11 protein-coding genes are annotated in these 13,200 nt (G+C 73.3%); 4 read left to right on the top strand and 7 right to left on the bottom strand.

The window, feature by feature from the left end; genetic code table 11:
- Nucleotides 1-133: 133 nt before the first annotated feature.
- From E1165_RS02655 to E1165_RS02640, 4 genes are all read right to left on the bottom strand, one after another.
- Nucleotides 134-1,096, bottom strand: a complete 963-nt coding sequence (locus tag E1165_RS02655; protein ID WP_371687292.1) for a TAXI family TRAP transporter solute-binding subunit — start codon at nucleotides 1,094-1,096, stop codon at nucleotides 134-136.
- A 160-nt stretch (nucleotides 1,097-1,256) separates the two neighbouring features.
- Nucleotides 1,257-1,934, bottom strand: a complete 678-nt coding sequence (locus tag E1165_RS02650; RefSeq protein WP_132387304.1) for a hypothetical protein — start codon at nucleotides 1,932-1,934, stop codon at nucleotides 1,257-1,259.
- Between the two features lie 98 nt (nucleotides 1,935-2,032).
- A complete protein-coding gene (gene yaaA, locus E1165_RS02645) occupies nucleotides 2,033-2,827 on the bottom strand; it encodes a peroxide stress protein YaaA (RefSeq protein ID WP_132387302.1) in 795 nt (264 codons plus the stop codon).
- Between the two features lie 22 nt (nucleotides 2,828-2,849).
- The gene (locus E1165_RS02640; protein WP_207916499.1) at nucleotides 2,850-4,460 is read right to left on the bottom strand and encodes a glycosyltransferase family 39 protein; all 1,611 of its coding nucleotides are present in this window, start codon (nucleotides 4,458-4,460) and stop codon (nucleotides 2,850-2,852) included.
- Between the two features lie 109 nt (nucleotides 4,461-4,569).
- On the opposite strand from E1165_RS02640, the gene E1165_RS02635 reads away from it, so the two are divergent.
- Complete coding sequence (locus tag E1165_RS02635) at nucleotides 4,570-5,610, top strand: App1 family protein (RefSeq protein WP_132387298.1); 1,041 nt, start codon at nucleotides 4,570-4,572, stop codon at nucleotides 5,608-5,610.
- Nucleotides 5,611-5,629: 19 nt separating this feature from the next.
- Here E1165_RS02635 and glgB read toward each other — a convergent pair whose 3' ends face one another.
- Both glgB and E1165_RS02625 read right to left on the bottom strand, forming a co-directional pair.
- Nucleotides 5,630-7,732 carry a 1,4-alpha-glucan branching protein GlgB gene (glgB, locus tag E1165_RS02630; protein WP_132387296.1) on the bottom strand — a complete coding sequence of 701 codons (2,103 nt, stop codon included), beginning with the start codon at nucleotides 7,730-7,732 and terminating at the stop codon, nucleotides 5,630-5,632.
- Nucleotides 7,720-9,816: an alpha-1,4-glucan--maltose-1-phosphate maltosyltransferase gene (locus tag E1165_RS02625; RefSeq protein ID WP_132387294.1), complete on the bottom strand. Its 2,097-nt coding sequence runs from the start codon at nucleotides 9,814-9,816 to the stop codon at nucleotides 7,720-7,722. Before E1165_RS02625 ends, glgB begins: the two co-directional genes overlap by 13 nt.
- Nucleotides 9,817-9,960: 144 nt before the next feature.
- Between E1165_RS02625 and E1165_RS02620 the strand changes: the two genes are divergently transcribed.
- Together E1165_RS02620 and E1165_RS02615 are read left to right on the top strand one after the other, a co-directional pair.
- Complete coding sequence (locus E1165_RS02620; protein ID WP_132387292.1) at nucleotides 9,961-10,200, top strand: AbrB/MazE/SpoVT family DNA-binding domain-containing protein; 240 nt, start codon at nucleotides 9,961-9,963, stop codon at nucleotides 10,198-10,200.
- A complete protein-coding gene (locus tag E1165_RS02615; RefSeq protein ID WP_132387290.1) occupies nucleotides 10,190-10,645 on the top strand; it encodes a type II toxin-antitoxin system VapC family toxin in 456 nt (151 codons plus the stop codon). The genes E1165_RS02620 and E1165_RS02615 overlap by 11 nt, the downstream gene beginning before the upstream one ends.
- 7 nt (nucleotides 10,646-10,652) lie before the next feature.
- Here E1165_RS02615 and glgA read toward each other — a convergent pair whose 3' ends face one another.
- Entirely contained in the window at nucleotides 10,653-11,861 is a 1,209-nt protein-coding gene (gene glgA, locus E1165_RS02610) for a glycogen synthase (RefSeq protein WP_132387288.1), read from the bottom strand.
- 94 nt (nucleotides 11,862-11,955) lie between these two features.
- On the opposite strand from glgA, the gene glgC reads away from it, so the two are divergent.
- Complete coding sequence (gene glgC / locus E1165_RS02605; protein WP_132387286.1) at nucleotides 11,956-13,188, top strand: glucose-1-phosphate adenylyltransferase; 1,233 nt, start codon at nucleotides 11,956-11,958, stop codon at nucleotides 13,186-13,188.
- Nucleotides 13,189-13,200: the final 12 nt, after the last annotated feature.

Raw genomic sequence — 13,200 nt, 5'->3', positions numbered from 1 at the left:
AGCGTTGCCGGCCTGCCGGACCGGGGGACGCCCACGCCGGCTGCGCCGGCCGCCGGCGGCGACCCGGCCGGGGCCGCGACGGCGGATCACCCGGTGGCGGTGGCGGCCCCACGGTCGATGGACCCGGGTGACGTCAGGGCTTGATCGAGCGGTACCAGTCCGCCGCCCCGGGATGCAGCGGCAACGGCGCGGTGGCGATCGCCGAGCGGGGATTCATCCGCCCGGCGGCCGGGTGCGCCGCCGCCAGTTCCGTGCGGCGTTCCATCAGCAGTCGGGTCACCTCCCGTACCAGCGAGTCCGGCAGGTCGGCGCGGACGACGAGGTAGTTCGGGTTGGCCACGGTGGTGACCGGGTCCAGGTCGTACACCGAGCGGGGGATGTCCCGCGACACGTACACCTCGCGGTAGCCGCGGCGCAGCTTCTCGGTCCATTCGCCGAGGTCGATTATCCTCGTCGCCGACGCGCCGGCCAGCTGCCGCACACCGCGTACCGGCAGGCCGCCGGAGAAGAAGAACGCGTCGATCCTTCCGGCCCGCAGCGCGGCGACCGAGTCGTCGAGGCCGAGGTGCAGCTGGCGGACCTGGGCACCGCCGAGCTGGGCCACCTCCAGCAGCCGGGTCGCGGTGATCTCGGTGCCCGACCCGGCCGCACCCACCGACACCCGCCGGCCACGCAGGTCGGCGAGCGTCCGCACGGGCCCGCCGGCGGTGGTGACCAGGTGCAGCAGGTCGTCGTAGACCCGGGCCACCGCGCGGACCGACGGTGGCGAGGCCGGCCCGGCGGGCAGCACGTCGGCCTGGGTGAAGCCGAGTTCGGCCTGACCGGCGCCGACGAGCCGGACGTTCTCGGCGGAGGCCGCGGTGACCACCACGCTGGCCCGGACGCCGGGCAGCTCCCGGTTGAGCACGGCCGCCAGCGACTGCCCGAAGGCGTGGTAGACGGCGGTCGGGCTGCCGGTGGCGATGCGGATCAGTGTCGACTCGTTCGGTGAGTCACGGCAGGCGGTCAGCCCCGTCGTCACCAGGACCAGCAGCATCAGCAGCGCGGACGGGGCGGCGACGCGCCGCCGGGTGAGGGTGGACCAGCATCGGCTCACGGGCTGCACTCTGCGCCGTGCGGCGCCACCGGCGCAAGCTCCCGACGGCGGCGACGCCGGCGGCCGGTCGTCGTGGCTGACGGTCAGGCTGCCGGAGCGGGCCACCGAGCGGGTCGGCCCGTCCCCGTTGTCGTGCCCGACCGGACGGACCCGGTCAGCCTCAACCGGCCGTCATGCCCGGCCCGGCCGGACGGGTGGGGGCCAGGGATGCCCGTTCGACGATCTTCAGGCGGTCGGGGCCGTCGGCCACGCTCACCACGAGGCAGCCCGCCCCGGGGCGCAGCAGGGCGGGCACCTCCAGCAGGGCGGCGCCGCGCACCAGCACGGCGGCCAGCTCCCGGTCGGCGAGCCGGATCCCGAGGATGTGCCGGCGCACGTGCCGGCCACCGGCGAGCAGCGCGGACCGCCAGGCCGCCGCGGCGAGCCGGCCCCGCCAGACCGTTCGCGCACTCGACGCCCCGGCCACCGGCCCACCCAGCAGCTCCCGGCGGCCCCGCCGCCACCCCGACCCGCACAGCTCGGCGTACCGGGCCCGGTGCTGGTCGGGCACGTGCAGCCGGTGCAGCTCGTACCGGCGGCGCAGCCCACCGCTGACCACCTCGTGCTCCACCGGCACACCGAGCCGGGTGAGCAACTGGCGCATCCGCAGCGCCGCGTCCTGCCGGTTGAACTCGGCGGCCGGCCGGTACGGTTCGACCGCTCGGCGACCGGTCGCCGGTGGGGGCGTGCAGCGGAGCAGGCAGGCCACCTCGAACGCGTCGCCGAGGGTCAGCCAGTCCATCGGCGGCGGGGGCGCCGGCGGACGGGGCCGGTCGAGCAGGGTGGGTTGCGGGGCCATGGACCGCTCCTCCTCGGCGTCGGTTTCCCTTACCGTCGCCTCCCGCACGCCCCGGTTCCACCGATCCGACCCAGCCTTGAGCAAATCTTGCGGCACGGTCAGAGTTCGGTGACCACCACGTCGACCTGACGTGGCCGGCCGGCGGCCACCGGCTGCTCCTCGACCTGGTACCCCAGGTCGCGTAGCGCGGCGACCAGTCCGGCCGCGCCGCGCGGCCGGGCACCGGCGACCAGCAGGTCGCGGACCAGCCGCCCCTTGGTGGCCTTGTTGAAGTGGCTGACCACCGTGCGGGTCACCCGGCCGTCGGCCTCCCGTTCGTGCAGCACCCGCACGGTCACCGTCCGCCCGGCCAGCGCACCCCGCGGCGTCCAGGTGGCCGCGTACGCCCCGGAACGCAGATCCAGCACCGGGCCGTCCCCGGCGGCCGACTCCACCGCCGGAGCCAGCACCCGCCGCCAGTACGCCGACAGCGCCCCCACCCCCGGCAGCTTCGCCCCGATCGGGCAGCGGTACGGCGGGATCCGGTCGGCGAGCCGTACCGCGCCCCACAGACCGGAGCTGACCAGCACCGACCGGCGGGCGGCCCGCAGCGCCGGGGCCGGCAGCGTGGCCAGGCCGAGAGCCTCGTAGAGCACCCCGGTGTAGACCTGCGCGGCCGGCGCGGTGGCGGCCCGGTCCAGCCGCGCGTTGCGGGCCAGTTCGCCCCGCTGGCCCGGGCTGAGCCCGAGCGCCGCCAGTGCCGCCGTCCCGTCGGTGGCGCAGAGACCGACGAGCGCGGCCAGCACCTCATCCCGGGCCGGGTTCAGCTCGGGCAGGGAGAGCCGGGCGAGGTCGAGCCGCCGGCCCGTGCCGGCGTCGGCCTTGCCCTCGGAGGGCGGCAGCAGGATGAGCACGGCGTCAGCGTACGGGCCGGGTTCAGCGCCACGGCCGTACGGCGGCCGGCGGGTGGTACACGCGATACCCGGCCACCTCCACCAGGCGGGCGGCGTCCGCGTGGTCGCCGAGCAGCCGGCGCAGCCGGCGTTCCGCCGGGGAGTCCACCGGCAGCACGTACCCGGGGCGCTCGGCCCGACCCACCCGCCGCCAGTACGGCCGGTACCGGTTCTGTCCCGGGGTGAGGTCGCCGTCGAGCACCGCGCAGACCACCCGCTCGGCGGTGTCGAAGGTGAGCCGGTTGCAGGTCCAGTAGTCGCCGTACACCTCGCGCAGCCCGGTGGCGCGCACCGCCGCGGCCAGCTCGACGCTGCGGCGTTGCTCGGTTCGCGGCGTGTCGAGCGCGGCGAGGAAGAGCCCGGTGGCGACCAGGGCGGTGGCGGTCAGTGCGGCCAGCGCCGCCGTGGCGCTCGCCCCGGCGAGCCGTCCGGCCACCCCGACCGTGCCCCGTCGGCACGTGACGGCCGCCGCCCAGAGCGGCCAGAGCGCCGCCGGCAGCGAGATCTGCAGCACCGACAGGTAGCGGGCGCTGGTCACCGGTTCGGTCGCGGCCAGCGAACCGCGCACGTACGCCAGCAGGGTCAACGCCGCGCCGGCGACCAGCGCGAGTTGTGCGACCGGCCCGACCCGGACGGCGGTGGGCCGCCCGGCGCTCCGGCGGTACGCGCGCAGCGCGAGCAGCGCCGCGGCCACCAGCAACAGCGGGTAGAGCAGGCCGAACCACTCCTGCCAGCGGGCACAACCGGTCACCGGACAGAGGCCGCCGGCCAGCGGCACCCCTTCCAGCAGCCCACCGGTCACCCGCTGCGCCCACGGCGGCGTCGGGCCGCCGGCGCCGAGTTGCCGCAGCACGGACAGCGAGTCCTGCCCCGGTGGGGCGCGCAGGTTGTCCCACCCCATCGGCGCCGCCCCGAGCACGAAACCGGCGACCAGCAGCGCGCCGGACCAGCCGAGCAGTTCCCGGCGGGTCGCGTAGAGCAGCAACAGCCCGGCGACCACCAGGTACGGCACGACCAGCCAGTCCGACCACAACGCGGAACCGGCGAGCAGCCCGGCCAGGCCCATCGCCGCGCGACGGTGGGCGACCCGGTGTCCGGCCAGCCCGAGTGCGATCAGCAGCATCGCCAGCACCGCCGGCTTCACCTCGGGCCGGCCACCGACCATGGTGAGCTGGTCGCGCACCACCCGTTCCGTGCCGAGCGCGAGCAACCCCACCACGAACGTGGCGAACCAGGGTGAGTAGAGGCGCCGGGTCAGCCGGTGGGCCAGCCAGAGGAACAGGGCGTACAGCGCCACCAGCGGCAGCCGCAGCACCGGCCAGCTCGGCCCGACCAGCGCCACCAGCGGCGCGGCCAGGTACGCCTCGACCGTACCCATGTAGTGCTGCCCGTACAGGAAGACCGGCCGTTCCCGGCCGGCCGCGATGTGCAGCGCGGCCAACCCGAAGGTGGCCTCGTCGCTGTTCGCGGCGGGGATGGTGAGCAGGGTCAACACCAGGCGGTAGCCCACCGCGACCACGCCGAGCAGCAGCGCGACCCGTGCCGGCCGGTCCAGCCGGGCACGGTCCCGCAGTCCTGGTGTCGACACGACCAACGCCCCCGTCGTCGTCCCGTCCGGAGTGTTTCACGCAACGCCGGAGGGCGGGGCGGATCGGCCGACTCCTCCCGTGGCCGGTTGGGGCGGGGTGTGGCAGGGTTGCTCTGTGCCACCCACTCCCGCAGGCCAGCTGGCCGTACCGAACCTGCACCGGGCAGCGCGGATCGAGGATGCCGTGCACCAGCTGGTGGAGCGCCGGCTCCGCCGCACCGGGTGGCGGATCAACATCGTGGCGTACGCCGGCTACGGCGCGCCCGGCTGGGCGCGGGTGCTGTGTCGGGTGCTGCTCGGCCGCCCGGACACCCGCCAGCGTGGCCGGCTGGAGAAGGTGCGCGGCTGGCGCAGCTTCACCACCCTGCCCGCCAAGCACGTCATGGTACGGATCGAGGCGGGTGGGGCCGTCCACGAGGCGCAGGCCGACCGGAGCGGCTTCGTCGACACGGTCATCGAGGGAGACTTCACCCCCGGCTGGTCCTCGGTACGCCTCAGCGTGGCCGACGCCGAGCCGGCGGAGGCCCTGATCCGGGTCCTCCACCCGGACGTGCGGTTCGGCATCCTCTCCGACATCGACGACACGGTCATGGTGACCGCGCTGCCCCGCCCCCTGCTGGCGGCCTGGAACACCTTCGTGCTCGACGAGCACGCGCGGGCCGCGGTGCCCGGCATGGCCGTGTTGTACGAGCGGCTGGTCACCGCCCATCCCGGGGCGCCGGTCCTCTATCTCTCCACCGGCGCGTGGAACGTCGCCCCGACCCTCACCCGGTTCCTGTCCCGGCACCTCTACCCGGCCGGCCCGCTGCTGCTCACCGACTGGGGCCCGACCGCCGACCGGTGGTTCCGCAGCGGCCGGGAGCACAAGCGGGCGACGCTGGCGCGCCTGGCCCGGGAGTTCCCGGAGGTGCGCTGGCTGCTCATCGGCGACGACGGGCAGCACGACCAGGAGATCTACCGGGAGTTCGCCGCCGCCCATCCGGACAACGTGGCCGGGGTGGCGATCCGGCGGCTCTCGCCCACCCAGTCGGTGCTCGCCGGCAGTCTGCCCGCCCCGGCGGGTCACTCCTCGACGGGGCCGGTGGGGCAGAAGTGGCTCTCCGCTCCGGACGGCGCCGGGTTGTGGAAGCTGCTGCGGGACGCGGGTCTGGTCTGAGCGGCCCCGGGGGCCCGGTTCAGTCGCGGCGCAGCCAGAGCACGCCCAGCGGCGGCACCCGCAACGCCACCGAGGCGGGCATCCCGTGCCACGGGACGTCCTGCGCGTGCACCGCGCCGAGGTTGCCCACCCCCGACCCGCCGTAGTGGTGCGCGTCGGTGTTGATGACCTCGGTCCAGGTGCCGGCCGCCGGCAGCCCGACCCGGTAGTCCTCCAGCGGCCGGGCGGAGAAGTTGGCCACGCACACCAGGGTGGCGCCGTCCGGGGCGATCCGGACGAACGAGACGGAGTTGTTGGCGACGTCGTCGCCGGCGATCCAGCGGAACCCGGCCGGCTCGGTGTCCTGCGCCCAGAGCGCGGGAGTGGCCCGGTACGCGGCGTTCAGGTCGGTGACGAGCCGCCGCACACCGGCGCGTGCCGGGTCGTGCAGCAGGTACCAGTCGAGGCCGCGTTCCTCGCTCCACTCCTGGTCGTCGGCGAGCTCGCAGCCCATGAAGAGCAGCTGCTTGCCCGGGTGCGCCCACATGTACGCCAGCAGCGCCCGTACGTTGGCCAGCCGTTGCCAGGTGTCCCCGGGCATCTTCGCGCTCAGCGACCCCTTGCCGTGCACCACCTCGTCGTGACTGATCGGCAGCACGTAGTTCTCGCTGAAGGCGTACGCCAGGGAGAAGGTCAGCTGGTGGTGGTGGTGCTGCCGGTAGATCGGGTCCTTCGAGGTGTAGAGCAGGGTGTCGTGCATCCAGCCCATGTTCCACTTGAACCCGAAGCCGAGTCCGCCGTCGGCGGTGGATCGGGTCACCCCGGGCCAGGCCGTGGACTCCTCGGCGATCATGACCACGCCGGCGTGGTGCTTGTAGACGGTGGCGTTGACCTCCTGCATGAAGGCGATCGCCTCCAGGTTCTCCCGCCCGCCGTGCACGTTCGGCAGCCACTGCCCCTCGCCGCGGGAGTAGTCCAGGTAGAGCATCGAGGCGACGGCGTCCACCCGCAGCCCGTCGACGTGGAACTGCTCGCACCAGTAGAGCGCGTTGGCGACGAGGAAGTTGCGCACCTCGCGGCGGCCGAAGTCGAACACGTACGTGCCCCAGTCGGGGTGCTCGCCGCGGCGTGGGTCGGGGTGCTCGTAGAGCGCCGTGCCGTCGAAGCGCGCGAGGGCCCACTCGTCCTTGGGGAAGTGCGCCGGCACCCAGTCGAGGATCACCCCGACGCCGGCGCGGTGCAGGGTGTCGACGAGGTGGCGGAAGTCGTCCGGGTCGCCGAACCGGGAGGTGGGGGCGTAGTAGCCGGTGACCTGGTAGCCCCACGAGCCGCCGAAGGGGTGTTCCATCACCGGCAGGAACTCCACGTGGGTGAAGCCCATCTCGGTGACGTACGCGGTGAGCTGCTCGGCCAGCTCCCGGTAACCCAGGCCGGGCCGCCACGAGCCGAGGTGCACCTCGTAGACGCTCATCGGCTCCTGGTGCGGCTGCCGGGTCGCCCGCCGCGCCAGCCAGCCGGCGTCGCCCCACTCGTACGTCGACCGGTGTACCACCGACGCGGTCGCCGGCGGCACCTCCGCGTACGCCGCGAGCGGGTCGGCCTTGTCCCGCCAGTGCCCGTCCGCGCCGAGGATCCGGTACTTGTACCGGGCCCCGACCGGCGCCTCCGGCACGAAGATCTCCCAGACCCCGCTGGCGCCCAGGGAGCGCATCGGCCAGCCGTCGTCCGGGCCCCACCCGGTGAAGTCGCCGACCACCCGCACCCCGCGCGCGTTGGGCGCCCACACCGTGAAGGCCACGCCCCCGTCGAGGACCCGGGCGCCGAGCGCCTCCCAGAGCCGTTCGTGCCGCCCCTCGCCGATCAGGTGCAGGTCCAGGTCGCCGAGGGTGGGCGGGTAACGGTAGGGGTCGTCGGTGACCCGCCCGTCGGTCTCCACCCGGTAGTCGAGCACCTCGCCCGGCAGCACCGCCTCGAAGACGCCGACGTCGTGTACCCGCTTCATCGGGTGCCGTTGCCCGTCGACGATCACCGCGACGTCGCCGGCCCCCCGGCGCATCGCGCGGATCGTCGTCCGCCCGCCGGCGGGGTGCGCGCCGAGCAGGGCGTGCGGGTCGTGCGTCGCACCGGCGATCAGCTGGTCCATCGGTTGTCGTCCTTCGGGGCGGGTGCGGTCGGGGCGGTGCCACCGGACAGGCCGGCCGGCACGTCGGTGACGGTGAGGGCGGCCGGGACGTGGCCGGCCGACGCCGGTGGGGCCGCCGTCGTGGGCCGACGCACGACGAACACGTGCGCGGGTTGCAGGTACGGGTCGAGCCGGACCGCGTTGCGTTGGCCCCACTCGTAGCTGGCGCCGGTCAGCTCGTCGCGCACGGTGAACCGGTCGTGCCAGTCGAGGCCGAGCGCCGGCATGTCCAGCGTGGTGTTGCCCCACTGCACGGAGCGGGACTCGAACGAGCAGACCACCAGGACCGTGTTGCCGGTGTCCGGGTCGTGCTTGGACCAGCACAGCAGCGCCGGGTTGTCGATGTCGTGGAAGACCAGGTTGCGCAGCCGGTGCAGGGCCGGGTTGTCCCGGCGCACCCGGTTGAGGGTGGCGACGAACGGGGCCAGGGAACGACCCTGGGCCTGCGCGCCGGCCCAGTCCCGGGGCCGCAGCTCGTACTTCTCGTTGTCGAGGTACTCCTCGGCGCCGGGACGGGCGACGTGTTCGAACAGCTCGTAGCCGGCGTACATGCCCCAGGAGGGGGAGAGCAGCGCGGCGAGCACCGCCCGGATCTTGAACATCGGCGGCCCGCCGTGCTGCAACGACTCGTGCAGGATGTCCGGGGTGTTGGGCCAGAAGTTGGGCCGCATGTAGTCGGCGGCGGCGACCAGCTCCTCGCAGTACGCCCGCATCTCGGCCGCCGTCGTCCGCCAGGTGAAGTACGTGTACGACTGGGTGAAGCCGATCTTGCCGAGCCCGTGCATGATGGCCGGCCGGGTGAACGCCTCGGCCAGGAACAGCACGTCCGGGTCGACCTTCTTGACCTCCCAGATCAGCCAGTGCCAGAAGTCGAACGGCTTGGTGTGCGGGTTGTCCACCCGGAAGATCCGGATGCCCTCGCCCACCCAGTGCAGCACCACCCGCAGGATCTCCGCCCGGATGCCCTCGGGGTCGTTGTCGAAGTTCAGCGGGTAGATGTCCTGGTACTTCTTCGGCGGGTTCTCCGCGTACGCGATGCTGCCGTCGGCCCGGGTGGTGAACCACTCCGGGTGCGAAGTCACCCAGGGATGGTCCGGCGCGCACTGCAACGCCAGGTCCATCGCCACCTCCAGGCCGACGTCGGCGGCGGCGGCGACGAAGTCGCGGAAGTCCTCCGGCTCACCCAGGTCGGGGTGGATGGCGTCGTGCCCGCCCTCGGCCGCGCCGATGGCCCACGGCGAGCCCACGTCGTCCGGGCCTGCGGTGAGCGAGTTGTTCCGGCCCTTGCGGTTGACCCGCCCGATCGGGTGGATCGGCGGCAGGTAGAGCACGTCGAAGCCCATCGCCGCGACCCCGGGCAGCCGGTCCATCGCGGTGACGAAGGTGCCGGACCGCGCCGGGGCGTCGACGGTCGCCGGGATCGCCCCCTCGGAGCGGGGGAAGAACTCGTACCAGGCGGAGAAGAGCGCCCGGGGCCGATCCACCCAGAGCCGGCGCTCCTCGCCGGTGGTGACCAGCTCCCGCAGCGGGTGCTCCCAGAGCAGGTCGGCCAGCTCCAGCGCCGGGGCCACCCGCCGGGGCAACTCCCGCCCGGTGTCGCCCAGCGCCGCCGCAGCGGCCCGTACCCGCTCGCCGTCGGCCGCCGGGACCAGCTGCCGCGCGGCCTCCAGCACCCGTACGCCCTCGGCCAGGTCGTTGGCGAGGTCCTCGACGCCCTGCCCGGCGGCGATCTTCTTCGTCACCGCGTTCTGCCAGGTCAGGTACGGATCCTGGAATGCCTCCACGACGAAGGTCCACTCGCCGACGGCGTCCGGGCGGATGGTGGCGTGCCAGCGGTCCTGCCCGGGTTCACCCGGACGCATCCGGGTGAAGGGGCGGGCCGTGCCGTCCGGGCCCCGCCAGACCACGTTGCAGCCGAGCGCGTCGTGGCCCTCGCGGTAGGCGCGGGCCGACACCGGCACCACCTCGCCGACGACCGCCTTGGCCGGGTAGCGGCCGCAGGCGACGGCAGGGGAGACGTCTTCGATGGGGAACCGTCCGCTCACCCGCTCAACCTACTGCGCGAGATCGCTTCGCGCTCGGGTCGGGGGCTCTTCTTTCCGGGCGGCGTTGCTGGTCGTTGCCGCTGGCTCGGCGGCGGCGGTGGTCAGAGACACGTATCATGTGTATTACGTATCAGGGGGGTTGCGATGAGGTTGAACAGCAAGGGACAGGTGACCATCCCGGCCGAACTGCGTGCCCGGCACAACCTGCACGAGGGCGACGAGGTGGATGTGATCGAGGAAGGCGGCACCCTGCGGATCGTGCGGGTCGCGGAGGCCGAGACCCGTGGGCGGCGCCTCGTCAGGCACATGCGCGGACGGGGCAGCGCCCGAGAGGTGGAGAGCATGTCGACCGACGAGCTGATGGACCTGCTCCGTGGCGACTGAGCGCATCCGGGCCGTCGCCCGCCGGGCGACCGACACCGTCACCACCCTGGTCGACACCAACGTCCTGCTGGACATCCTCACCGAGGATCCACGGTGGGCCGACTGGTCGGGCGAGGCGCTGGCCGCCGCCCGGGACAGCGGCGTCCTGGTGATCAACCCGATCGTGTACGCCGAGGTGTCCGTACGGTTCGCGCGCGTCGAGGAACTCGACGAGGCCCTACCCGCGACGGACTTCCTCCGCGAGGAACTGCCGTCTCCCGCGGGCTTCCTGGCCGGCAAGGCGTACGCGCGGTACCGGGCGCAGGGAGGCGCCAAACACTCGCCGATCGCCGACTTCTACATCGGCGCGCACGCCGCGGTGTGCCGCTATCGCCTGCTCACCCGCGACGGCCGCCGCTACCGCACCTACTTCCCGACGCTGACGCTGATCGCGCCCGAGCCGTAGCCGCGGGTCAACCCGCCGCTCCCACCGACCGGTACACCTCGATCGTCCGCGCGGCGACCGCGTCCCAGGAGAAGTGCTCGACCGCGCGCCGACGCCCGGCCAGACCGAACTTCCGGGTCCGTTCCGGGTCGGCCAGCACCGCGTTCATGGCCGCCGCCAGGTCGGCCACGAACCGCCGTGGGTCCAGCGGCCGGCCCGAGCCGTCACCGGCCTGTTCGATCGGGACCAGCAGCCCGGTCTCGCCGTCGGCCACCACCTCCGGGATGCCGCCGGTCGCCGTCGCCACCACCGCCGTCTCGCAGGCCATCGCCTCCAGGTTCACGATGCCCATCGGCTCGTACACCGAGGGGCAGACGAAGATCGTCGCGTGGGTGAGCACCTGGATCACCTCGTGCTTGGGCAGCATCTCGGCCACCCACACCACGCCCGAACGGTTCGCCCGCAGTTCGGCGACCAGCTCCTCCACCTCGGCGGCGATCTCGGGCGTGTCGGGCGCCCCGGCCAGCAGCACCAGCTGGGTGTCGGCGGGCAGCTCCCGGGCGGCGCGCAGCAGGTAGGGCAGACCCTTCTGCCGGGTGATCCGTCCGACGTACACCACGCTCGGCCGGGCCGGGTCGACACCCAGGCGCTCCACCACGTCGGTGCCCGGGTCCGGCGCGTACTGGGCGGTGTCGATGCCGTTGTAGACCACCCGGACCCGGTCCGGATCCACCTGCGGGTACGCCGACAGCACGTCCCGGCGCATTCCCCCGCTGACCGCGATGATCGCGTCGGCGGCCTCGTAGGCCGTCCGCTCGCACCAGGAGGAGAGCGCATACCCGCCGCCGAGCTGTTCGGCCTTCCACGGCCGCAGCGGCTCCAGGCTGTGCGCGGTCACCACGTGCGGCACCCCGTGCAGCAGCTTCGCGGTGTGCCCGGCCAGGTTGGCGTACCAGGTGTGGCTGTGCACCACGTCCGTGCCGGCGCAGCCCGCCGCCATCTCCAGGTCCACGCCCATGGTTCGCAGCGCGGCGTTCGCGCCGGCCAGGCCGGCCGGCTCGGCGTACGCGACGACGCCCGGCTCCGCGCGCGGCGCGCCGAAGCAGTGCACCCGTACCTCGGCGAGCCGCCGCAACTCCCGGGCGAGGTACTCGACGTGCACCCCGGCCCCGCCGTACACCTCCGGCGGGTACTCCCGGGTGAGCAGGTCGACGCGCAGCGGTACGAGATCGCTCATGCCCGGCACCTTAGTGCAGAAACACGCCCGGTACGGAAGGAGAAGTCGGCCCGTAGGAGTGGTGAACTCGCGGCCGGGTGGATAGCGTCGGGACATGGCTGCCAAGGTGCTCGCGATCGTCCTGGCTGGCGGAGAGGGCAAGCGCCTGATGCCGCTCACCACGGACCGGGCCAAGCCCGCTGTTCCGTTCGGCGGGATGTACCGCATGGTCGACTTCGTCCTGTCCAACCTGGCGAACGCCGGCTTTCTCAAGATCGTCGTGCTGACCCAGTACAAGTCCCACTCGCTGGACCGGCACATCACCAAGACCTGGCGGATGTCGACCCTGCTCGGCAACTACGTCACCCCGGTGCCGGCGCAGCAGCGCCGCGGCCCGTGGTGGTTCGCCGGCTCCGCCGACGCGATCTACCAGAGCTTCAACCTGATCAACGACGAGCAGCCGGATCACGTGATCGTCTTCGGCGCCGACCACATCTACCGGATGGATCCGCGGCAGATGGTGGACGACCACATCGCCTCCGGCGCCGCGGTCACCGTGGCCGGCATCCGGCAGCCGCTGTCGATGGCCGACCAGTTCGGGGTGATCGAGGTCGGCGAGGACGGCCGGCGGATCCGGGCGTTCCGCGAGAAGCCCACCGACGCGGTCGGCCTGCCCGACGCGCCGGACCAGATCTACGCCTCGATGGGCAACTACGTCTTCAGCACCAAGGCGCTCTGCGAGGCCGTGGAACGCGACGCGGCAGACAAGACCAGCAAGCACGACATGGGCGGCAGCATCATCCCGATGCTGGTCGAGCGCGGCGAGGCCAACGTCTACGACTTCAGGGACAACGAGGTGCCGGGCAGCACCGACCGCGACCGGGGCTACTGGCGCGACGTGGGGACGCTGGACTCCTTCTACGACGCCCACATGGATCTGATCAACGTGCACCCGGTGTTCAACCTCTACAACTTCGAGTGGCCGATCTACACCGAGCAGCCGCCGTTCCCGCCCGCGAAGTTCGTCCACCAGTGGGGTGAGCGGGTCGGCCGGGCGGTCGCCTCGATGGTCTCGCCCGGCGCGGTCATCTCCGGCTCGCTGGTGGAGAACTCGATCGTCTCGCCGAAGGTCAAGGTGCACTCCTGGGCGCACGTCGAGGGCGCCGTGCTGATGGAGGGCGTGGAGATCGGCCGGCACGCGGTGGTGCGCCGGGCCATCCTCGACAAGAACGTCTTCGTCCCCGAGGGCGCGGAGATCGGCGTCGACCTGGAGAAGGACCGGCAGCGCTACACCGTGTCCGACAATGGCATCGTGGTCATCGGCAAGGGGCAACGCGTCGAGCCCTGAGCCACCCGCGAC

The organism is Micromonospora sp. KC723 (assembly GCF_004348595.1).
Classification (GTDB): Bacteria; Actinomycetota; Actinomycetes; order Mycobacteriales; family Micromonosporaceae; genus Micromonospora.
Note: the sequence above shows the minus strand (reverse complement) of the source record. Positions and strands in the feature narration are given on the sequence as shown.

Excerpts from the sequence above, each read along its gene's own strand:
- E1165_RS02650 (WP_132387304.1), bottom strand. The coding sequence starts at position 1,934 with ATGGCCCCGCAACCCACCCTGCTCGACCGGCCCCGTCCGCCGGCGCCC.
- glgB (WP_132387296.1), bottom strand. The coding sequence starts at position 7,732 with ATGGACCAGCTGATCGCCGGTGCGACGCACGACCCGCACGCCCTGCTC.
- E1165_RS02620 (WP_132387292.1), top strand. The coding sequence starts at position 9,961 with ATGAGGTTGAACAGCAAGGGACAGGTGACCATCCCGGCCGAACTGCGT.
- glgA (WP_132387288.1), bottom strand. The coding sequence starts at position 11,861 with ATGAGCGATCTCGTACCGCTGCGCGTCGACCTGCTCACCCGGGAGTAC.
- glgC (WP_132387286.1), top strand. The coding sequence starts at position 11,956 with ATGGCTGCCAAGGTGCTCGCGATCGTCCTGGCTGGCGGAGAGGGCAAG.